General features: G+C 63.9%; 16 protein-coding genes. 7 read left to right on the top strand and 9 right to left on the bottom strand.

Features of this window, described 5'->3' with window-relative positions; all coding sequences use genetic code 11:
- Nucleotides 1-15: 15 nt before the first annotated feature.
- The 4 genes from DCG74_RS17715 to DCG74_RS17700 form a co-directional block, all read right to left on the bottom strand.
- Nucleotides 16-648, bottom strand: a complete 633-nt coding sequence (locus DCG74_RS17715) for a hypothetical protein (protein WP_172784233.1) — start codon at nucleotides 646-648, stop codon at nucleotides 16-18.
- 8 nt (nucleotides 649-656) lie between these two features.
- The gene (locus tag DCG74_RS17710; protein WP_172784232.1) at nucleotides 657-2,912 is read right to left on the bottom strand and encodes a xanthine dehydrogenase family protein molybdopterin-binding subunit; all 2,256 of its coding nucleotides are present in this window, start codon (nucleotides 2,910-2,912) and stop codon (nucleotides 657-659) included.
- A gap of 1 nt (nucleotide 2,913) precedes the next feature.
- Nucleotides 2,914-3,378: a (2Fe-2S)-binding protein gene (locus tag DCG74_RS17705; protein WP_172784231.1), complete on the bottom strand. Its 465-nt coding sequence runs from the start codon at nucleotides 3,376-3,378 to the stop codon at nucleotides 2,914-2,916.
- An 81-nt stretch (nucleotides 3,379-3,459) separates the two neighbouring features.
- Entirely contained in the window at nucleotides 3,460-4,395 is a 936-nt protein-coding gene (locus DCG74_RS17700; protein ID WP_172784230.1) for a helix-turn-helix domain-containing protein, read from the bottom strand.
- Between the two features lie 335 nt (nucleotides 4,396-4,730).
- Here DCG74_RS17700 and DCG74_RS17695 point away from each other — a divergent pair, with 335 nt between their 5' ends.
- From DCG74_RS17695 to DCG74_RS17665, 7 genes are all read left to right on the top strand, one after another.
- A complete protein-coding gene (locus DCG74_RS17695; RefSeq protein WP_246708743.1) occupies nucleotides 4,731-5,486 on the top strand; it encodes an alpha/beta fold hydrolase in 756 nt (251 codons plus the stop codon).
- Between the two features lie 55 nt (nucleotides 5,487-5,541).
- Nucleotides 5,542-6,555: an aldo/keto reductase gene (locus DCG74_RS17690; RefSeq protein ID WP_172784229.1), complete on the top strand. Its 1,014-nt coding sequence runs from the start codon at nucleotides 5,542-5,544 to the stop codon at nucleotides 6,553-6,555.
- Between the two features lie 94 nt (nucleotides 6,556-6,649).
- Nucleotides 6,650-7,480 (top strand): VOC family protein, encoded by an 831-nt coding sequence (locus DCG74_RS17685; RefSeq protein WP_172784228.1) that lies wholly within the window; start codon nucleotides 6,650-6,652, stop codon nucleotides 7,478-7,480.
- A gap of 73 nt (nucleotides 7,481-7,553) precedes the next feature.
- Nucleotides 7,554-7,976: a putative quinol monooxygenase gene (locus DCG74_RS17680; protein ID WP_172784227.1), complete on the top strand. Its 423-nt coding sequence runs from the start codon at nucleotides 7,554-7,556 to the stop codon at nucleotides 7,974-7,976.
- A gap of 133 nt (nucleotides 7,977-8,109) precedes the next feature.
- The gene (locus tag DCG74_RS17675) at nucleotides 8,110-11,040 is read left to right on the top strand and encodes a winged helix-turn-helix domain-containing protein (protein WP_172784226.1); all 2,931 of its coding nucleotides are present in this window, start codon (nucleotides 8,110-8,112) and stop codon (nucleotides 11,038-11,040) included.
- Nucleotides 10,946-12,781 carry a thiamine pyrophosphate-requiring protein gene (locus DCG74_RS17670; protein WP_257187579.1) on the top strand — a complete coding sequence of 612 codons (1,836 nt, stop codon included), beginning with the start codon at nucleotides 10,946-10,948 and terminating at the stop codon, nucleotides 12,779-12,781. Before DCG74_RS17675 ends, DCG74_RS17670 begins: the two co-directional genes overlap by 95 nt.
- A 104-nt stretch (nucleotides 12,782-12,885) precedes the next feature.
- The gene (locus DCG74_RS17665; RefSeq protein WP_172784224.1) at nucleotides 12,886-15,381 is read left to right on the top strand and encodes a GAF domain-containing protein; all 2,496 of its coding nucleotides are present in this window, start codon (nucleotides 12,886-12,888) and stop codon (nucleotides 15,379-15,381) included.
- 3 nt (nucleotides 15,382-15,384) lie between these two features.
- On the opposite strand, the gene DCG74_RS17660 is transcribed toward DCG74_RS17665, so the two are convergent.
- The 5 genes from DCG74_RS17660 to DCG74_RS17640 form a co-directional block, all read right to left on the bottom strand.
- Nucleotides 15,385-16,968 carry an MDR family MFS transporter gene (locus DCG74_RS17660; RefSeq protein ID WP_172784223.1) on the bottom strand — a complete coding sequence of 528 codons (1,584 nt, stop codon included), beginning with the start codon at nucleotides 16,966-16,968 and terminating at the stop codon, nucleotides 15,385-15,387.
- A 194-nt stretch (nucleotides 16,969-17,162) separates the two neighbouring features.
- Nucleotides 17,163-18,485, bottom strand: coding sequence for a hypothetical protein (locus DCG74_RS17655; protein ID WP_172784222.1), 1,323 nt, complete (start codon nucleotides 18,483-18,485; stop codon nucleotides 17,163-17,165).
- A gap of 11 nt (nucleotides 18,486-18,496) precedes the next feature.
- Nucleotides 18,497-20,518 (bottom strand): S8 family peptidase, encoded by a 2,022-nt coding sequence (locus DCG74_RS17650; protein ID WP_172784221.1) that lies wholly within the window; start codon nucleotides 20,516-20,518, stop codon nucleotides 18,497-18,499.
- Nucleotides 20,519-20,529: 11 nt separating this feature from the next.
- Nucleotides 20,530-21,663, bottom strand: a complete 1,134-nt coding sequence (locus DCG74_RS17645) for a patatin-like phospholipase family protein (RefSeq protein WP_172784220.1) — start codon at nucleotides 21,661-21,663, stop codon at nucleotides 20,530-20,532.
- A gap of 134 nt (nucleotides 21,664-21,797) precedes the next feature.
- Nucleotides 21,798-22,307 carry a YcgN family cysteine cluster protein gene (locus DCG74_RS17640; protein WP_172784219.1) on the bottom strand — a complete coding sequence of 170 codons (510 nt, stop codon included), beginning with the start codon at nucleotides 22,305-22,307 and terminating at the stop codon, nucleotides 21,798-21,800.
- Nucleotides 22,308-22,482: the final 175 nt, after the last annotated feature.

Below are 22,482 nucleotides of genomic sequence, written 5' to 3'. Positions count from 1 at the left end.
GACGCGGAGAACGCATCAGTTCGGACAGGGCTGCCCGGCCGCGCCCCACAAGGCCATGTCCTTGACATGGTCCTCGAAGGTGCCCGGCGGCGTCGAGCGGCCGGCCCCAGGCGCCCAGCCGCGCGGGATGAAGCCACTCAGCGACGCATCGTGCCGCAAGTGCCCGACGAGACCGGCGGCGTCGCGACCGCCATTGCGCTTGGGATCCTTCAACTGCGCGCAGATCTCGGCACCACTCTTGCCGAACCAGATGAAAGCCACCGGGGCCAGCTGCCAGTCGATGCCGGCGCGCGGCGGCGACGGCGCCGGCTCGTTCGCCTGGGTGGAGGTCATGTGACAGGTCGAGCACGGAATGGCTTCCGTGCCGATGCGGCTCTCGCCGCCGTGGATGTTCATGCCATGCGGGCGGGGCTTGGTTTCGCCGGCCGGCGTCCAGATCGGGATGGCCTTGGCGTCGACATGGCAATTGGCACACCGTGGATGTGTCACGACGGCCTCAATCCGCTTCCACGCCTCCAGTCCCTCGGCGCGACTGACGCTGCCGGACGGCAGCACGTCCTTGGCGGCCTCGTCCTTGGCCGCGACGATCCCGGTGAGGGCCGCGACGGCCGAAGCTGCCAGGACGAACGCGATCAGAGATCTCTGCATGGCGCGTCTCACACGAAATCGATGAACTTGTTGAAGGGCATTTCACGGATGCGCTTTCCGGTCGCCGCGAAGATCGCGTTGGCGAGCGCAGGCGCGGCCGGTGGCACCGGCGGCTCTCCGACGCCCCTCACCTTAGGGTCGTTCTCGAGCCCGCGAACTTCGATGACCGGGCATTGGTAGATCCGCATTGCCTCATGGTGGTTATAGTTGGTCTGCTGCGCCGCGCCTTTTGAATAAGTGAGCTCGCAATTGATGGCGTGGCCGAGTCCCCAGACGACGCCACCCTGCACCTGGTTCTCGAAGTTCACGGGATCGATCACTTTGCCGACGTCGACCGCGACCCAGACCTTGTCGATCCTGATGCCGCGGTCCGTCGCCGTCACCTCGACGACCTCGGCGACCGGTGTCCCGAACGACTCGACGAAAGCGACGCCGCGGCCACGGCCGTTCCCGAGCGGTCCCTTCCAGTCCGACATCTGCGCGACGGTCTCCAGCACCTTGCGATAATGCGGCACGGTGCACATCGCGATGCGCGCCTTCATCGGATCGAGACCCGCCGCATGGATCAATTCGTCGATGAAGCTCTCGGTGAAGAAACCGGATGTCGAAGCGCCGACCGAGCGCCATGTGGTGCTTGGCGACAAGCCCTGCGCCTCGTAGCTGGTGGCCCGGAAATTGGGAATGTCGTAGTAGACGTTCCACAGGCCGGCGGCCAATTGCCCATCCGGATCTTTCGAGGGCGTGCCCGAACGCTCGAGCAGTCCCTTGAGCGGCGCCGTCGAGGCCAGCTGCAGGTCGGCAGCGAGGATCTTGCCCTTGTCGATGCTGCCGCGGTGCCGGGCGATCGCGATCTGCCGCGGAATGTCCTGGAGGAAATCCTCTTCGCGCGAGAACACGAGCTTGATCGGCGTGCCCTTCATCTGATTGGCGATCTCGGCGAGAACGCGGACGTTCTCGTACTCGAGACGGTGGCCAAAGCTTCCGCCGGTCCATTGATTGTGGAAGGTGATCTGTTCCGGCTTGAGGCCGATCGCAGTCGCCGCGACCCATTGCACGAAGCGTGGGCTCTGATGGCCGACCCAGATCTCCATGCCCTTGTCGGTGACGAGGCCGATCCCGTTGAGCGGCTCGAGCGGCTGATGCGCCACATAGGGCGCGCGATATTCGGCTTCGACGAGCCTGCCGGTCTTCAGCCCGGTGTCGATATCGCCGATCTTCCGCCACTCCTTGCCGAGAAACTCCGGCTTGAACGAGGATTCCAGCACCTTCCAATGATCGGCCTGCTCGGCGGGATAGGCCGAGGGCGCCCACTCGCAAGCGATGGCGTCGACCGCCCTCATCGCGTACCAGCTGTTCGTGGCGATCACCGCGACGCCGTTCTTGATTTCGAGGATCTTCCTGACCCCCGGCATCGACTGCGCCTTGCTGGCGTCGTACGATTTCAGCGGCTGCCCCTTGTTGGGATTCAGCTTGACGGACGCGTACAGCATGCCGTCCGTTTTCAGGTCGATGCCGAACTTCAGCTCGCCCATCACCTTCGCGCGGACGTCGAGCCGCATCATCGGCTTGCCGAGCATGCGCCAGCCGGACGGATCGCGCGGCTGCGCATCGAGCACCGGCGGGATTTTCGATGCCTCCGCCGCGAGTGCGACATAGGCGATCTTGGTCCCGTTGGGCAGGATCACATGGCCTGATTGCGTGCGAAGGTCGGCCACCGCGACGCCCGAACGTCTGGCTGCGGCGGCCTTGAGCGTCTCGCGCGCGACCGCACCGGCGACGCGCAGCTTTTGATAGGTGTCCGGAATCGAGCTCGATCCACCCGTCATTTGCAGGCCGGACTTGCGCAGCCATTCGAGCGTGGCCGCGCGCGCTTCCTCCGCAGCAGGGCTTTGGTCCGCGGCCACGAACGGCGCGAACTCGTCGGCGAAGCCCGTGTTGAAATAGGCGGGGCTTGGCTCAGCGAACCGGATTTCGAACTGGCCGGGGTCGAGATCCATCTCTTCGGCGATCATGATCGGCTGCACCGAGCCGACACCCTGGCCGATGTCGGCGTGTTGCGCGATCAGCGTGATCTTGTCGGGGCTGATCTCGACCCATGGATTGAAGGTCACCGAATTCGGGCCGAGGCCGGCGGCCAGCGGATTGCCATCGGCGCTCGGCGCGGCCGCTTCGGCCCGACCATAGGCACCGAAAGCGATGCCGCCGGCGATGGCAGCAGAGCCGAAAACGAAAGCCCGACGCGAAAAGGCCTGCATCTGGCCCATCTCACTTCTCCGCCATCTTGTTGGCCGCAGCCGCCTGGATTGCCGCACGAATCCGCGGATAGGTGCCGCAGCGGCAGAGATTGCCGGACATCGCCTGATTGATCTGCTCGTCCGTCGGTTTGGGGATCGATGCAAGAAGCGAGATGGCCTGCATGATCTGACCGGTCTGGCAGTAGCCGCATTGCGGCACTTGATGTGCGATCCAGGCCTGCAGGACCGGATTTTGGTCCTTGTTGTGCAGGCCTTCGAGCGTGACGACCGATTTGCCCGCGACCTCGCCGATACGGGACTGGCAGGACCGCACCGCCTTGCCGTCGATGTGAACGGTGCAGGCACCGCATTGCGCGACCCCGCAGCCGTATTTTGCACTGGTGATGCCGAGCTCGTCACGCAGCACCCACAACAGGGGCATCTCGGGAACGACGTCGACCTGGCGCTTGATCCCGTTCACCGTGAGCTCGATCATGTCGATGTGTCCTTCGCCTGCCTGGTCGCTGCAACAGCACTGCCCGATGCACGTTGAGCCGTATTCCCGAATCCTGCGGAATCATGCGCAATCCGTGCGGAGTGCCGCGTCGGAACGATCGCTCTTCACCTCGGCCTGGCCGCAGCACAATTCGCGATACTGCCCCGGCGTGAGATTTGCGGCCTTGCGGAATACGCGCGTGAAATTGGCCTGCGAGCCGAAACCGAACTCCAGGGCAATCTCGACCAGGGACAGGCGGTCACGGGCGAGCTCCTGTCGCGCGGCGTGGACGCGGCGATCGGTGACGTAACGGTGCGGTGACAGTCCGGTCGCTTCGCGAAACAGCCGGGAAAAATGATAGGGGCTGAGGCAGGCCTGGGCCGCCAGATCCTCGAGCCTGACATCGTTGCCGAGAGAAGCCTCGATATAGTCCAGCACGCGCTGGAGGCGCCGCGGGTCGAGCGCCGGCGACTTGTCGGGCGCGCGCCAACGGTCGATCGTGTAATTGCCCAGAAGATGCGCCGCGAGGGCGACCTGGATCCCCTCGACGAACAGCGCGTCGGTCGGCTGGCGCGGTCGATGGAGCAGATCGCGAAGCGGCGAGCAGATGTGGAAGAGCACCTGGTCCGGCAGGCCGTGGGCGTAGGCGATCTCGACCTTCGCCGGATCGATGTCGAAATCCGCAAGTGCGCTGTGGTCGAGCAACGCCGGCGGCAGATAGAGATGAAGACATTCCATGCGGTCGGAAAGCTCGAGATGGCTCTCCTGCGTCCCTACGGGCACGAGATAACTCATCCCCGGCCGTGCCAGGCTTTTCTGGACTTCGCCGTTGCCGGCGCGGCACACCATCCCGCCGCCCGACAGCAGCATGATGAGCTCGGTGCAGATGGGAACGGGCGTTGCCTGACGGCCCGCCTCGAACTTGCGATGCTCGATGCTCAGCCCCGGCCAATCATTGGCCTCCGCGAGCTTCTCGCTGTTCTTGTATTTCTCATCTCCATGCGTCACGAGCGCCATCACGACCTCCGCTTCGTTGCGGCGAATCCCGGCCCCGTATCGCGCGAGCGATCATTCCATCCGGTGGTGAGTTGCAGCCCCGGTCACTGCCACGCCGATCGCGAATTACTCACAAGCCGCGCCAGCGAAGTCCAGAGGCGGCGCGGTTAAAAGAGGTAAAAGCCAGGCAAGGCAAAGGCTTGGAGCCGGGCGTGTTCGGCTTCGAAAGCTGATCTCGGCGCACCTCAGCAAGATGCGTACGTCATCGCGCAGGAATCGGAAATACCGCAATGCGGGCGTGCGCTAGTGAAAGGCGCATCAACGGCAATGTCGCCGTATCGAGATCGGAGCCTGTTATGAAGTCGCTTATCTTTGCGCTTGCTGCAATGTCGATCGCAACGGCCTCCGCCGCCGTCGCGGCCGAGAGGACCGTATCCATCGTCCTCGTCCACGGCGCGTTCGTCGACGGATCGGGCTGGAAGGACACCTACGACATTCTCTCGAAGGCCGGCTATGAGGTGCTCGTCGTGCAGCAGCCGACGATCTCGCTTCGTGACGACGTCGCGGAGACCGAACGCGTGATTGCCAGGGCGCGGCATCCCGTCATTCTCGTCGGCCATTCCTATGGCGGAATGGTGATCACGGAGGCCGGCGACAATCCGAAGGTTCGCAGCCTCGTCTATCTCGCGGCATATGCGCCCGATGTCGGGGAGTCGGTCAGCTCGCTGTCGGAAGCACCCGTGCCGCCCGGCGAGCACAAGGGCCCGCTGGTCACTGAGGGCAATTATCTCTTCGTCGAGCGCGATAAATTCCCGAGCTCCTTCGCCGCCGGTGTCGACCCGGCCACGACCCGCTTCATGGCTGCGGCGCAATTGCCGTTTGGATTGCAGGCGGTGCAGACCAAGGTCGAGCGCGTGGCCTGGAAGACGAAGCCGACCTATTACATGGTGACGATGGAGGATCACATTATCCCTCCGAGCTTGCTGCGCACCATGGCCAAGCGCTCGGGCGCGAAGGTGACGGAGATCAAAAGCAGCCACGCGGTGATGCTGTCGCATCCGCGCGAGGTCGCGGCCTTCATCAGAAGCGCGGACACGTCCGCGACCGACTGAGATCGGCTGCGCCGCACACCGACGGACTTTCCTGCCGCAGACAAGGACTTGCAACATGGCCCTGAAGGATATTCTGCCGGGAAAACTGGGGTTCGGCGCGGCGCCGCTCGGCAACATGTTCCGCGACATCCCGGAGCAGGAAGCGCTCGCGACGGTAAATGCGGCCTGGGACGACGGCATCCGCTATTTCGACACCGCGCCGTTCTACGGCGCGGGTCTTGCCGAGATCCGCATCGGCGCCGCGCTCGCCGGCCGGCCGCGCAGCGACTATGTCGTCAGCACCAAGGTCGGCCGCCTGATCCTGGACGAGATCGAGGATGTCGATGCCCGCGATCTCGGCGAGAAGGGCGGCGTCTTCAGACACGGACGCCCGAACCGGATCGTGAACGACTATTCCCGGGACGGAACGATGCGCTCGATCGAGGACAGCCTGAAGCGGCTCGCGATCTCCCACATCGACGTCGCCTTCGTGCACGACGTTGCGCAGGATTTCTACGGTGACGAGTGGCTCTCGGTGTTCGAAAGCGCCCGCAAGGGCGCCTTTAGAGCGCTCGACCGGCTGCGCGACGAGGGCGTGATCAAGGCGTGGGGACTCGGTGTCAACCGGGTCGAGCCGATCGAGCTGCTGCTCGCGCTGGACGAGCCGCGCCCGGACGGCTTTCTGCTGGCGGGCCGATACACGCTGCTCGACCACGCAAGGGCGCTGCAGCGGGTGATGCCGGTGGTCGCGGAGCACGAGCTCGCGATCGTCGTCGGCGGACCCTACAGTTCCGGCGCACTCGTTGGCGGCCCGAACTTCGAATATGCGCCGGCGCCTCCCGAAATCCTCCAGAAGGTGGCGCGGATCAAAGCGATCGCAGACCGCTATGGCATCAGCATGAAGGCGGCCGGCCTGCAGTTCGCGCTCGCCCATCCGGTGGTCGCGGCCGTCATTCCCGGTGCGAGCCGCCCGGGCCGCATCGCCGAGGATCGCGCTGCGCTCGAGGAGGCCATCCCGGCGGATTTCTGGCGCGAGCTCCGCGCCGAGGGGCTGGTCAGCCCCGCAGCCCCGCTTCCCGCCGCCGATTGAAAGCCCGAGGGCGCGGCAGGTTCACCCCGGCCGAGCACTGCTCCCGCCGGCAGGACAACGCAGACCAATCCACCGAACGAGCAAGGAGAGCGACATGACAGAAACCGACAACGCCACCGACATGGATCGCCGCGCCCTGCTCCAGACCGCCGGCGCAGCCGTCGTCACGGGCCTCGTCGCCGGCACGGCAATCGACGCACGGGCCGCGACACAGGACGCCGAGCGCGACGAGGCGCCGCTCGGCGCGCGACTGCAGGGCGTCCAGCATTTCGGGCTGACGGTCCAGAACATGGAACGGGCCTACCAGTTCTACACGGAGGTGCTTGGCGGCACCGAGGTGTTCCGGCACGGCGACTTCCAGGGCGACGGGGTGCAGAACACGCTGCTGGCCGACCAGGAGATCGAGGCGAACGCACGCGGGGTCAATCCGCGAACCATCGGCGTGCCCGACTTGCGAAGCGGAGCACAGCGGCTCGACGTCCGCTTCATCCAGTTCGACAACATGGTGCTGGAGCTGCTGCAATATCGCGAGGCTGATCAGCCCATGGGCAGCGCGAAGAGCTTCGCCGAACCGGTGGAGCACATGAGCCCTGCTTTCCCGCGCATGATGCATATCTGCTTCTATGTTCGCGACGATGTCGACTTCAACAAGTTCATGGCCGACCTCGAAGCGGAATCGGCACGCCGCGGCATGACGCAGGTGAGAGCGAACCGCACCGTCCGCGTCATGACGGAAGCGGATCGCAAAGCCGCGCCCCGCAGCACCAACACGAACCGGGTGACCGCCGAACCCTCGAACGGTTGGGAGCTGATCTATTGCAAGGGACCGGAGGGCGAGCAGCTCGAGTTCGTCAAGGCGCTGGGTCCCGTCAAGAAGCGCTTCAGCGAGGCCTTGGCAAAACGGCAACAGACCATCGTGCGCTAGACTCTCGTGCGGGGCGGCGGTCAGTGCCTTAGCAGGTCACCCGGCGATACAGTCACATCTCGAGGACTTCACCATGCAAACTCTCGTCCGCAACTCGCTTGCCGCCCTGCTGATCGCCGCCGCTACGGCGCCGGCGACGCTTCCGGCCGTGGCTCAGGAAACGCCGCGCGTGCACTATCAGGAGATCCCGGAGGGTGCATATTCCGTGGTGGCGCAGGTGCGCGCCAAGCCTGGAAAAGAAGACATGCTGCGCGCCGCCACCTTGCCGCTGATCGACCTGGTCCGCAGCGATCCCAAGAACCTGGTCTATTTCCTTCAGGAAGACCGCGCCAAGCCCGGCCACTTCATCTTTTACGAAGTGTTCGCCAGCCAGGCCGATTTCGACGCGCACAACGCGATGCCTTATGTGAAGGATTGGTTCGCCAAGCTTCCGGAACTTGCCGACGGCGGTGTCGAAATCATGCGCATGGCCATGCTTGGCAAGCCCAAGAAATAGCCGAACTGTCCCGCGCGAGCGCTTTGCCGCAATTGCCCTGCGGCAAATCGTACGAATTCGGAACCGCTCTCTTCAAAATTATTGCAGTGCATGATAATTACGGTCGATCGGTTCGATCGATTGGCAATGAGCAATGCGGGCTGCCACGGAGATACGACAACGGGGCACAGACCGGCGGGAGCTCAACTACTGCTTCGGCCCTTTTCGACTCGTTCCCCGCCGCCAGTTGCTTCTTCTCAAAGGGCGCCCCGTCAAGCTGGGTGGACGCGCATTCGAGCTTTTGCAGCTGCTGGTGCAACGCTGCGGCGAGCTGGTCAGCAAGAATGAGCTGATGGCGGCCGCCTGGCCGGGCACCTTCCTCCACGACAGCAATCTCAAGGTCAACATGTGGAGCTTGCGGCGTTCGCTGGGAGATACCCAGATCGAGCCCATCTACATCGCGACCGTGGCACGCCGCGGATACAAGTTCATCGCGGAGGTGCAGATCAGCATCGGCGAGGTCGAGGACGATCTTGCGCTCGCCGAACCGCTCCCCTCGTCCAGTCCGCCAATGCTGCGCGGCATCGTCGGTCGTGAAGCGGAAATCGACGAAATCACGGGTCTGTTGACCGGGAACAGGCATGTGACTCTGGTTGGCGCAGGAGGAATCGGCAAGACGACGGTTGCCTTGGCCGTAGCCCAGGCATTTTCGCCACAGTGCCGCGACGGCGTGTGCTTCGTCGATCTCGCAACGATCTCCGACCCGACGCTGTTCGGCGCCGCTCTGGTGACGGCCCTCGGCATCAGGGGCAATCCGGACAACAGCCTGGCTGCGGCCATCGACTATCTGAGACCGCGGCAGATGCTGGTCATTCTGGACAATTGCGAGCACGTCCTGCCGGCCACGATGATCTTCGCCAGCAGATTCATGGCTGACACATCGCCGTCGAGGCTGCTTGCGACGAGCCGAGAACCGCTCGGCACCGCCACCGAGCATGTGGTCCGGCTCGGCTCGCTGGTCTCACCAAAACCCGGCCACGCCCTGACCGCCGATCAAGCCGTCAGGTTTCCGGCAGTGCAGCTGTTCGTCAGCCGCGCCGCCGAATGGGCGGACTACCAATTCGTCGACGATGATTGCGAGGCCGTCGCCGCAATCTGCCACTCGCTCGACGGCCTCCCGCTGGCCATCGAATTGGCGGCAGCCCAAATCGGCAGGTTCAATCCTCGCCAATTGGTGGAGTTGCTCGACCAGAATCTGGGTTTTCGTGCCCCCGCCGCCGATGGCGCGCCGCCGCGCCATGAAACGCTGATGGCGACGATCGACTGGAGCTTCAGGCTGCTGCCGCAGCGCGAAGCCAGACTGTTCGGCCTGCTCTCCGTGTTCAGTGACGCGTTCGAGGTTGAGGACGCGGTCTTCGTCGCCGAGGCGGCAGGACTCACGCCGGTCGACGTCGTCACCGGCCTCGGCAGTCTCGTTGCCAAGTCGCTCTTGAGCGCGCAGGCACATGGCGCGAGCCTTCGCTATCGCCTGCTCGACAGCACGTGCCGCTACGCGGGCGAGCGGCGCCGGGCCGATCCTGCCTGCGACCAGGCGCTGCGCCGTCATGCGCAACGTGTCCTCACGCTGTTCGAGCAGTCCGAGGAGGAGTGGAAATGGCGCGAGCCGGCCGATTGGACACAGCGTTACCTTGGCCGCATCGCCGATTTGCGCGCCGCTCTTTCATGGGCATTCGGCGAGCACGGCGATCCCGTGCTCGGGATCAGGCTCACGGTTGCGGCGATCACCTTGTGGTCGGAAACGTCGATCCTGTCGGAAGCGCAGGCGCGATTGGCGGATGCGCTCGCATTGGCCAAGACCGTCCCGTGCGACGATCTGTCGAAGACAAAACTCGCCTGCGCCCTTGGATGGAGCCTGTTCTACGCCCGCAAAATGTCGAACGAGAACGAGATTGCCTGGCTCGATGCCATCCTCTTTGCAAGGCGGGCCGGCAACATCGAATATCAGCAGCGGGCGCTGGTCGGCTTCGGCTTCTACCTGTTGCAGATTGGCGAGGTGCCGCGCGCCACGACTTATCTCGAGGAAGCAACGGAGCTTGCCGACCGCGACCGCGACCTCACCGCAACGTCCGAAGCCGATCGGGCACTCGCCTGGGCCCGCGCTTTTGCCGGCGAGTTGAGCAAGAGCCGCCCGGTTCTCGATCGCCTCGCGGCGACTTATTCGCTGGCAGAGAGCCGTTCGCGCAAGGATGCGAACGAAGTCTACCGGTTCATCACCGTCCGCTTCAACCTGCCTTTCGTGGCGTGGATGCAAGGACAAGCCGACTACGCGGCGAGGCTGGCCAAGGACGCCGTCGACGCCGCTGATCGCAGTGGCCATTGGGTGTCGCAGTCGAACGCACTCGGGCTCGCCGCACTTCCCGTCGCGCTCGAAACCGGCAATCTGGACGCGCTCGCAGGCTACACTGAGCGACTGCGCCGCAACCTTGAACGCGAGCGCATCTCACGCTGGGTTCCGGTCGAGCGCTATTTCTCCGCCTGCCTTCGCGACCTCAGGGGCGATCCACGCGCGGTGGAGGATATTCGAGGTGCGATCGACGAGCTGATCGAGTGCCGGTTCTTGATGCGGATCGGCAGCTATCTTGCGGTCCTCGCCCGCGTCTATCTGAAGCAGGGACAGATTGCCGAAGCGCGCCAGGCCATCACCCGGGCGATCGAGCATCAGGAACGCCAGGGCGAGCGCTGGTGCCGCGCGGAGCTCCAGCGGGTTGACGCCGCGATCCTTCTCCAGGCGGGCGAGCCGCTGCGCGCCGAAAAGCGGCTGCAGCAAGCACTGGCCGAAGCGCGCGCAATCGGCGCGATGACATTCCAGTTGCGGATCGCGACCGATCTCGCGGCACACTGGATCGCGACCGGCCGCAGATCCAAGGCTGTCCGGTTGCTCACGCCGATCTATGGCGAGTTCACCGAGGGCTTCGAGACGCCGGATCTGCTTGCGGCCACGCATCTGCTGCAGCGCGTGCGGCCGACCGCGCGCGGCTACGGCGACCATCACAGGATGGAGCCGGTGCACGCTCGCGACGCATAGCTGGCCTACCGCCACGCTCGCCGCGCGCGCTTTACGCTTCCGGAAATTCCTGATCCTCTCTTCGCAACAAGCCGGATCAACCGGCCTTGCCAGGGAGAGAGACGCCATGAAGCTCGGCACCGCCATTGCGGAAATCATGAGGCGCGAGGGCATCGAGATCCTCTGCGGCTATCCGGTCAACCATCTGATCGAGCACGCGGCCAAGGCCGAGATCCGGCCCGTGATGGTGCGGCAGGAGCGCGTCGGCATCCACATGGCGGACGCGATCTCGCGGGTGACGTCGGGGCGCAGCATCGGCGCCTTCTGCATGCAGCACGGGCCGGGCGCGGAGAATGCGATGGGCGGCGTCGCGCAATGCTTCGGCGAATCGGTCCCCGTGCTGGTGCTGCCGATGGGCTATCAGCGCAGGCTGGCGCATATCGAGCCGAACTTCAATTCCAGCGAGGCGATGAAGCCGTTCGCGAAATCGTCCGAGCCGATCGTCCTCGCGACCGAAGTCGCCAACATCTTCCGCCGCGCCTTCACCAAGCTGAAGAACGGCCGCGGCGGACCCGTGATCGTCGAGATCCCCTTGGACATGTGGAACGAGGAGGTGCCGGAGCCGCTGAACTACACGCCGGTGCTGCGCACCCGCTACGGCGCCGACCCCGTTCACGTCAAGGACGCCGCCGGCCTGCTGGTGAATGCAAAACGGCCGGTGATCTATGCCGGCCAGGGCGTGCATTACGCGCAGGCCTGGCCGCAGCTGAAACGGCTCGCCGAGCGGCTGGCGATCCCCGTCACCACGAGCTTAGGGGGCAAATCATCGTTTCCGGAGACGCATCCGCTGTCGCTCGGCTCCGGCGGCCTCGCAGTGCCGCGCGCGGTGCCGAAGTTTCTGGCCGAGGCCGACGTCATCTTCGGCATCGGCTGCTCCTTCACCGAGACCAATTTCGGCATCGCGATGCCGAAGGGCAAGACCATCATTCATTCGACGCTCGATCCCAATCATCTCAACAAGGATGTGGAAGCGAAGATCGGTCTGGTCGGCGATGCCGGCCTCGTGCTCGACGCGCTGCTGGAGGAGATCGGCAAGACCGTCACTGCGGATCGCGATGCATCGGCGATCGCGGCCGAGATCGCGGCCTCGCACAAGGAATGGTTGGCGAAATGGATGCCGAAGCTGACCAGCAATGACGCGCCGCTCAGCCCCTATCGCGTGCTGTGGGACTTGCAGCACACCGTGGATATCGAGAATACGATCATCACCCACGATGCCGGCAGTCCGCGCGACCAGCTCTCGCCGTTCTGGAAAGCAGTAGAGCCCCTCACCTATCTCGGCTGGGGCAAGACGACGCAGCTCGGCTATGGCCTGGGTCTTGCGATGGGCGCCAAGCTGGCAAGGCCCGACAAGCTCTGCATCAACGTCTGGGGCGATGCTGCGATCGGCTTCACCGGCATGGATTTCGAGACCGCGGTGCGCGAGCGCATCCCGATCATGTCGATCCTGCTCAACAATTTCTCGATGGCGATCGAGCTGAAGGTGATGCCGATCTCGACCGAAAAATATCGCTCGACCGACATCTCCGGCGACTACGCCGCGATGGCACGCGCCTTCGGCGGCCATGGCGAGCGGGTGACGCGGCCGGAGGACATCGTGCCCGCGATCAAGCGCGGCATCCAGAAGACAAGGGAGGGCGTCCCGGTGCTGCTGGAGTTCATCACAGCCAAGGAGACCGAGGTGTCGCGGCCGGGGACGTGAGGCGGGCCGGTGCGGGGCATGGCTGCGAGCGCTGGCTCCGGCCGCGAAAGATGTGATAATCCGGCCCGGTGCCGCGCACGTCGCTGCATCAAGCTGGATGAGGAATGACCACGCTTTCGCACGACATCGAGGAACTCGAACGCCAATTGCAGTTGGCCGCGGCCGAGAATGCGCAGCTGCGCGCTGAGCTTGCGACTGCGCGGGATCGCCAGAGCGCCAGCGCCGAGATCCTGCGCACCATCGCGGCCTCGCCGTCCGATGCGCGGCCGGTCTTTGCGGCGGTCGCCTCCAGCGCGAAGCGCCTGCTCGGCGGCTTCTCCGCCACCGTGCTTCAGTTCATCGGCGACGAACTGCACCTCGTGGCGTTCACGCCGACCAGCCCGGAGGCGGACGCAGGGCTGAAGGCGTCGTTCCCGCGCAAGATCACGGACTTCCCGACTTTTGCCCTCGTGCGCGAGGGCGAGACGATCCAGTTTCCCGACAGCGAGGCTGCCGACGTTCCGGAACTGAACCGGGAGCTGGCGCGGCTGCGCGGCTTCCGCAGTGTGCTGTTCATGCCGCTGATGAACCGGGGCGCGCCGGTCGGCATGATCAGCGTCACGCGCGCCGTCACGGGCGCATTCGCGCCCGACCTGGTCCAGCTGCTGCAGACCTTCGCCGACCAGGCCGTGATCGCGATCGAGAATGCACGCCTGTTCAACGAGACCAAAGAGGCGCTCGAACGCCAGACCGCGACGGCCGACATCCTGAAGGTGATGGCGGCCTCCCCGTCCGACGTGCAGCCGGTGTTCGAGGCGATCGCGACCAATGCCAACCGGCTGATCGGCGGCTTCTCCACCGCGGTGCTGCGCTATATCGACGGCGCCGCGCACCTCGCGGCATTCACCCCGACCGATCCGACCGGCGATCGCGTGCTCCAGGCCTCGTTTCCGGTGCGGTTCGCGCAATTCCCGCCCTATCAGCTCGTGGCCAATGGTGCCGCGGCACAATTGCCCGACACCGAGCTCGAGCCCGCCGCGCGCGACATCGCGCGCGCCCGCGGCTATCGCAGCATGCTGTTTGCGCCCCTGATGAGCGAAGGCGAGGCCATCGGCATCATCATCGCGACGCGACGCGCGACCGGCAACTTCGCCGAGCATCATGTGCGCCTGCTGCAGACTTTCGCCGACCAAGCCGTGATCGCGATCAAGAATGTCAGCCTGTTCAACGCCACCAGGGAAGCACTGGAACGTCAGACTGCGACTGCCGACATTCTCAAGGTGATCGCGGCTTCACCGTCCGATGTCACGCCGGTGTTCCAGGCCATTTCCGACAGCGCCAAGGCGCTGATCGGAGCGCATTCCTCCACCGTCACCCGCGTCATCGACGGCATGCTGCATCTGGCCGCCTTCACGACCGACAATGATGCCGGCAATGCGGATCTGCTGAGCTCATTTCCGACACCCTTGTCATCGTCGGGCATTCACAGCCGCGTGGCGACGAGCGGCGAGTTTGCCTTCCGCAGCGACATGCAGAACGAGCCTGGTCTGACCGAGGCCATGAAGGAGCTGGCGCGAACGCGCGGTTATCGCAGCATCCTGGTGGTGCCGATGCTGCGCGACGGCGTTGCGATCGGCACCATCGCCGTGACACGGCGGGAGCCCGGTCATTTCCCGGACAAGGCGATCAACCTGCTCAAGACCTTTGCCGATCAGGCCGTGATCGCGGTCGAGAATACCCGACTGTTCAACGAAGTTGCGACCCGCACCAGCGAGCTCGCCCAATCGCTCGATGATCTGCGCGCCGCGCAGGACCGGCTGATCCAGACCGAGAAGCTGGCATCACTGGGCCAGCTCACGGCCGGCATCGCGCACGAGATCAAGAACCCGCTCAACTTCGTCAACAATTTTGCCTCGCTGTCTGCCGAGCTGACCGAGGAGCTGAACGAGGCGCTCGCGCCGGTCCCCCTCCCCGAGAACGTCCGCAGCGAGGTCGACGAGCTGACGGGGCTTCTGCAGGACAACCTCGGCAAGATCGTGCAGCACGGCCGCCGCGCCGATTCCATCGTCAAGAACATGCTGCTGCATTCGCGCGAAGGCGGCGGCGAGCATGGGCTGAGCGACATCAACGCGCTGGTCGAGGAAAGCCTCAACCTCGCCTATCACGGCGCACGCGCCGAGAAGCCGAATTTCCACGTGACGCTGAAGCGCGAGCTCGATCCCGCGGCCGGACACGCCGAAATGTTTCCGCAGGAGATCACCCGCGTGCTCCTGAACCTGATCTCGAACGGCTTCCACGCGGTCACCCGGCGCAAGGCCGACGGCGCCGCCGGCTACGAGCCGATGGTGACCGCCGCGACGCGCGACCGCGGCGACCAGATCGAGATCTCCATTCGTGACAACGGCACCGGCATTGCCGACGACGTGAAGGAGAAGATGTTCAATCCGTTCTTCACGACTAAACCGGCCGGCGAAGGCACCGGCCTCGGGCTGTCGATGACCCACGACATCGTCGTGAAGCAGCACGGCGGCACGATCGACGTCGCAACGGAGCTTGGTGCGTTCACGGAGTTCACGATCCGGCTGCCGCGGAAGAGCAGCTTCCCGGACGCAGGCCGCTGAGCCTTATTCGGCCATCTCGACGGGTTGCTTGGCCGAGGGGCCGGCCAGGGGGCGCTCCTCCATCGCGATCAGGCATAGCGCGGCTATCGTCATCAGTGCGGTGGCGGCGCCGAAGACGTAGCGGAACGCATGCCGCATGTCGTCGGCGGGAATCGCTACGCTGCCTGCGGCATGGTGCTCGCCGGCGAGCGGGATGTCGGTACCTAGGGCGATGAGCAGGATCGCGGCGAAGGCCGCCACCGTGAACGAGGACATCAGCGAGCGGAAGAAGTTCATCGCGCCGGTGATGGTGCCGACTTGCGGACGCGCGACCGAGTTCTGCAGCGAGACCACGCAGACCGGGAAAGTCGTGCCGAGACCCAGCGCGAACGCGGCCATCAGCAGCAGCAGCCCCCACAGCGGCAAGGTGGTGACCGTGAGGCCGAGGCCGCACAGCGCGGCCCAGGACGTGCCGATGATGGCGACGCGCTTATAGTGCTTGGCCCGCGCCATGGTGCGGCCGGCGACGGCGGCGCCAACGGTCGAGACTGCCGCGAGCGGGATCAGCGCAAGCCCCGCCTCGCTGGCGCTCAAATGGTAGACCTGCTCGTAATAAAGCGGCAGCTGCACGGTGAGGCCGGTGATCGCACCGAGCCCGCAGCCGCCGGCGGTCAGCGCGAACGGCGCCACCGATCCCGTCAGCAAGGGCAGCGGCAGGAACGGCTCGTCGGCCCGCCGGGCGTGCCACACGAAGCTCACCGCGAGCGCGACGGCGCTGCCCACCATCGCCAGCACCGTCGGCGACAGCCAGGGATAGCGCGTGCCGCCCCAGGTCAGCACCAGCATGAAGACCACGGCGGCGGCCATCAGCAAGACGCCGCCGAGCCAGTCGACCTTGCGCTTGCGATGGAACACCGGGATCTTGCTCATCTTGGGCAGCAGCAATGCGAGCGCTGCGGCCGCAAGCGGCAGGTTGATCCAGAAGATCATCGACCAGTGCAGATGCTCGGCGAACACGCCGCCGATGACCGGGCCGAGGATGCCGCCGACCATCCAGACGCTGGAGAAATAGGCCTGGTACTGCCCGCGCTCGCGCGGGCTCACGACGTCGGAGATCACGGTCTGCACCACCGGCATGATGCCGCCGCCGCCGAGGCCCTGAAGCCCGCGTGCCAGGATCAGCATCGGCATGTTCGGCGCGATCGCGCACAGCACCGAGCCCGCGACGAACAGGCTGAGCGAGATGATGATCATGACGCGGCGGCCGTAGATGTCGCTGAGCGTCCCGAACACCGGCGCGACCGCGGTCGAGGCGAGCAGATAGGCGGTGATCACCCAGGAGAGATTGGAGACGTCCTGGAACTGGCGTCCGATGGTCGGCAGCGCGGTCGCCACGATGGTCTGGTCGAGGGCTGCCAGGAACATCGTCAGCATCAGGCTGATGACGATGGTGCGGACCTCGTCGGAGCTCAGCGGCACCGGCGGGGCGATCGACGGCGCGTCGTCGACGCTGATGACCTCGCTCGGCAGGCGGGACAGCTCTTCGGCAATATCGTCGGGCCAGGCCTGGATGTCGGCAGAATTGCTCTGCCGGTCGAACTTGTTCATCTCGATCGGACGTCGTGACGCGGCGCAACGCCGCGAAGGATTCGTTCTATGCAGGCAATGTAGAGAGGAAAGTTCTTCCCAGGCAGGCACCGCGGCGCATGGGTGCATCCCGCCGATGCATCCTCGCGGTTCCGGGATCGACAGAGCGGGGCCGTATTGAGGTACTGCTTGGAGCCTGAGCGCCCCCGAGCCCACTAAAGCCTGATGGGGTCCAGCAAGTTGATCAGATGTGGTTTGCCGGGATCAACGATGACCACTTTCTTGCCGAACTTGGGATTGGCCTGGAACAGAGCGCCGAGGCTGTGCTTTTCCGGCGACCAATTTTCTCGAACCGGCTTCTTGGTCGCCGGATTCTTCTTCTTGCGCGCCTTCTCCTTGGCCTGCTCCTTTTCCCAGTCGGCTTGGCGCTCGATATCCATCTCGTCAATCGGATAGGTTAGGTGGATTGTGTATTCGGCGTCGACGCCCCGCGCTTCCAGCAGCATTTCCAGCGTCTCACGTTCGGGATTGCCGTGTTCGCCATCACCCGAGAAGACGTAGTGGTCGGCGGGCAGGCGCTCGAAAAAGACCTGCTCCAGATTGTTGGAGCTGCCGTGATGCGGCACCTTGAGAAGATTGACGTGGCGCGTCTTTCCGGGGGCAAGCAACCTGGCCAGCTCAAGTCCCTCCAAGACCTTGTCACCACGCGCGTCGCCGGTCAGCAGCATGCACTTGCCGCCCATTTCGGCCAAAACGACGATGCTGGAGAGATTGGGCACCGACTTGTCGATGAATGCCGCCAGCATTGCTTCCGGGCTTTTCTTCCCCTGCTTTTGCTCCCGCAGCCATTTGTCATGGGCTTCCTGTAGGGCCAGCAATTCCGGCTGCATCGGTCCGGCCACGGTCATCTTGAGGCCACCATCCAACATGACCGCGTCCGTATCCTCGGTCGCGAGGATCAGCTCGCCGTCGAATTTGTGGTTCAGTTTCCACTGCCGACGCGCCGGCGAGCGTCGCTGCAACACTTCCCGATCATCACGCAATTGACGGCCCTGCGATATGCCGGCGAGAACATCCACTGTCTGATGCACCTCTTCCTCGTCGGATTCTTCGTCGGGCTCGATTGAGTCAAAATCCGGCCTTCGCGCAGTGCCTGCCTCGAATGACGCCGGCCCAAACCCGGACAACAGTTCTTCAGGCGCAGTCGTGAGCAGATCGTCAAAGCTGTTGTGCCACAAGCTGGCGACCTTGAGACGGAGATCGGGACTGTTCCCCAGCTGATCCGCCGTTAGTTCGAGAATGCCCCTAATGTGATCGTCGTCGATGTGACTGACCATCACAACGTCTATCGGCAAGGGATCATTCGGCTCCAATTCGCGCGAACGGTGAATCTGCGCGATTCTCGGCGCCAGATGTGGCTTATAGACCTTGGCAGGTCCTCCATCGATCAGCATCAGGTGCGGATCGTCAGCTGTTCCGAAATGAAGGATCAGGCAATCGCCCTTGCGGGCGCGCAAGACGTCAAGGCTAAAATGCATCGCATTCCTCCTCAGATCGATTGAAGTGCCCGCAACACGTCGAGCATGCCGTGCCCCTGAAAGCTGCGCTCGCGGCCAAGATCCGTCGCGCTGTCGCACAGGATGCGTTTGACTCGGCGCGGTTGCCCGATCAGCTCTTCGTATCGGGCGAGCAGCATCGCCGCGGCTCCGCTAACCATGGGAGCCGCCATGCTGGTGCCCGATTCCGGAGCCCAATCATCATTCGGAACGGTCGATAGAATCCGCTCACCGGGCGCGACGAGATCCGGCTTCGCGCGGCCATCGCCGGTCGGACCGCGGCTCGAGAAGAAGCTGACTCCGTATGTATGCGGCCAATTCCCGTGGGTCGATCCAACGGTGATGACGCCGTCGGCATTTCCGGGATCGGTGATACTGAAGGCGGCATAATTTTCGAACGGACCATCCTTCGTTTCGAATTTCTGAAAGCCGCGATTGCCTGCTGCGGCCACGACCACCACTCCGCTTTCGACCAAACGTTCGCATTCGTTGCAAATCGGCGTCCGCCCACATGCAAAATTGCGCACGTTGTGCGGAATTGAGAGGCTGAGATTCGCGCCGTGAATCGTGATGTAGTTATGCCGCTCGTTGACGTAACGGATGTATTGCATGGCAGCGATGACGGCGAACTCGGTCTCCTCCAGGCTCGCACCCAGCACGCGGAAATCGTAGAGTCCGATGTCCGGGCACATGCCGCCAGCGTATTTGCCGTCCTTCTGGTCCGCTCCGATGATTCCCGCAACGTGGGTCCCGTGCGAACTGGGCAGCTTTTCAGACTTGTCGTTTGGATCCGGCCTCTTGACCGTGATCAGCCTTTCGACGGTCGCCCAGTTGATGGGGCGCTCCTTCTCGAAGTCTTCGGCAATCTTCTCCAGGCTGACGTCCACCTCGGCTTCAGGGAGCCCGGACGCTCGGATCAGCTTCTCGCGGGTTTGAGCATCGACGTCACCCGTCTCACTGCTAACGATCTCGCGAATATTCGTGAAGTCGAAGATTTTCCTGACACGCGACGCCGGCTTCTCGCCGGACGTCATGAACGCGTCGTGATTGTTCTGAATACCGGAATCAAGAACTGCCCAAACGATATTCTTGCACTGGACGTTGAACAGCGACCTCGCAGCGTCGGCCTTGACCGCCGGCACCGACCGATCGAGCGCGGGAACGGCCGATCGGTTGAGCGATACCTGGAAAATACAAGCTGGTCTTTCTTCCGCCGGCTCGCTCCTGGCATCGACGATGTCGTTCTGCTGCCGAACGTTCTCGTCCGGCTTGACTACCTCATAAAGTGCGAACATGCCGGAGAGAATCTCGTCGGCATAGTCCCGGTATCGTTCCAATGCCTGCTCAAAGGTCAGTGGCTCAAGCGGTTCGTCCCAACCGACGGGACGTTCCAGCTTGCAAATCCAGTAGATCAATCCGGCAAGCGCGATATACCTTTGGAGCGACGTGGCATTGTCCAATGTGCGTTCGCGCGGCGCGTTGGACCTCCTCGGCCCTTGCTGGAGCAGCTTTTTGATCGTCCCCTGATTGTCGCCGGCATCTACGCTTTCGATCCTTTCGGCCACCTTCGGCTCGCGCCACCATTGTGTCCGCGGTACCAGGATGCGGAGCACCTGGTCGAAATAGAGCCGCGCACCGACGAGCCCCTGCAAATAGGCGACCTTGGCCTTTGTTGGAGGCCGGCCAGGCGGGGCAGATTCGACCGGCAGTTTCAGCGCGCCTGCGATGGTACGGGCCACGCTCACCGCGGTCGCATTTTTGTGCGGCGTAATCAGAACGTCCTGGGCGATGCCCGGATCGAGAGCGTAAGCCGCCCAGACATCGCCGAGCAGCGGCGAGTCCTGCAGCACGCGCCTGTCGTCGCGGGGACCCAGGAGGATGTGTTCGACCACTTCGGGCGGAATAGAGAACTGCTTGGGTCTTCCGTCGGCCGAGACCGGCCAAGTCGGCCCGCGGCTTTTAGGTGTGCCGCTTTGCGGTTTTGCGCGCCGCTTACGCCCCTTGTCGTCCGCCATTGTCGTCTTCCTCAGACACCAGACTGCGGATAGGGAAAGGCAGGCGCTGGCCTGACCGCCGCAACATGCTTGCGCAGGGCCGCATCACACACGGCGTAGCCCCAATTGATCAATCTTTCCTGCGTCGTCGCGTCCAGCCGTTTCAGACGTGTCGGCACCTCCGCAAGTTGCAACGTACGCTCGAAAGGACACGGCAGAGCATCGGCCAGCCCGTAGTCCGCGATGTCGGTGCGGATGCCCCAATAGGCGCCCTTGCGCGTTCCCGACTTGAAGGAGTCGATGACCTGCCGCTTGCGCAGCGAACGCACCTGATTGTCGATCAGATTGAGGACGCGGTAGGAATGCCGCGGCCAATCCGTCTCCGGTTGCTCCTCAGCCTCTATCTTGCCGCCGGCATCGCTGACCAGAACCGTCTGGTGGCGCTTCCATGCCGTCTCAAGGCCGAGATTGTCGTAGACACCGCCATCGCTGAGAACGACGCGCGTGGTAAATGGAGGCCGCTGCAGGTCGAGTCCCGTACCGGGCACGAAATCGCTGTCCTTGAGACGCAATTCAAATGGAGAGAGGACCGGGGGAAAAGCGGAGGAAGCCGCTACGGCTTGCGCCAGCGGAATTTCGGGATTCTTCACCTCGCCGACGCGGTAGTCGCGCATATAAGGCTTCATGAAACGCCAGAGCGCGCCTGATTGCACGTTCGTTGCATTGATTACGAAGCGCGGCCCGTCAGGCATGTCCTGCAGTGTCTTGCCGTGAAACAGGTGATCGTCGTACGCCTCGGCGATACGATCACCGATGCTGCCTGGCAACAGCGCCCCCAGGATCACCGACTCGGCATCGATCGTGACGCCTGCGAAGGTGCGCAACGGCGCGACAAATTTCGGAATGAAATCGCTGTTGATGCTGCCAGGTTTGAAGCTGAGCTCGGGCCACGCCAGCGCCAACATGCCAGCAGTGATCGACCCACCGGAAACGCTCGATATGCGCTTGATGTTCTGCAGCAGTCCCGTTTCGTACAGCCGCCACAGGACGCCGATATGAAACACCATCGCGCGATATCCTCCGCCGGAAAGGCAAAGCGCAGTGGTTGGTTCTAGTGGCTTGTTCTCGTCGTCCGTCGGTATCGGATCAACCGGATCAGTATTCATCGGACCCCCAAAAATCTAGGGTACCTCAATCATTTAAACAACCTAAGTATATCCAGATCAAAATCTACAACCAGAATATCACCTCAACCCGTGAATGTGAAGCGTGTCTCCGTGCGACCTCTACGCACAGCTGTTCAAGGTCGCTTCTTCAGACGCGCCCGTTTCGGCAAGGTCGCCGGCCAGTGCACGATGTGGTCCTCGAGCTCCTCGTCCGGAACCTCCTCCTCGCTGCCCTCGACGCGGCCGCGCACGGAGACGCCGGCTTCGTGCACGGTGTTGGGGTCACCCGAAACCAGCGGATGCCACCAATAGAGGTCGCGCCCTTCGGCGACGAGCTTGTAGCCGCAGCTCGGCGGCAGCCAGTTCAGGGTGCGGACATTGGCCGGGGTCAGGCGGACGCAGTCCGGAACCTTGTCGGAGCGATTCGGATAGTCCTTGCAGGCGCAGCTCATCCCATCGAGCAGCTTGCAGCCAATATGGGTGAAGTAGATCTGCCCGGTGTCCTCGTCCTCGAGCTTGTTCAGGCAGCAGCGGCCGCAGCCGTCGCACAGGCTTTCCCATTCGGCCCCCGACATCTGTTCCAACGTCTTGGTTTTCCAGAAGAATCCTTCCTGTCCGGAAGGTCGTTTGGGAGCTGCGGTCATGCGCCTCAACAACGGTTCGAAAGAGCTACGGCAACGCCATCTAGGGCGCGCCGCGGCAAGGGTGCAAGCGAGGCCCCTTTGAGGCCCGTAATGAACCGGGGTCAATTAGGCCTGTTGTTCAAAATCGCGAGCGTGACCATTGGTTTATGGGGCCCGCTCGGCTAGAAGGAACAGC

Origin of the sequence: Bradyrhizobium sp. WBAH42, from assembly GCF_024585265.1 — a bacterium.
GTDB lineage: Bacteria > Pseudomonadota > Alphaproteobacteria > Rhizobiales > Xanthobacteraceae > Bradyrhizobium.
Note: the sequence above shows the minus strand (reverse complement) of the source record. Positions and strands in the feature narration are given on the sequence as shown.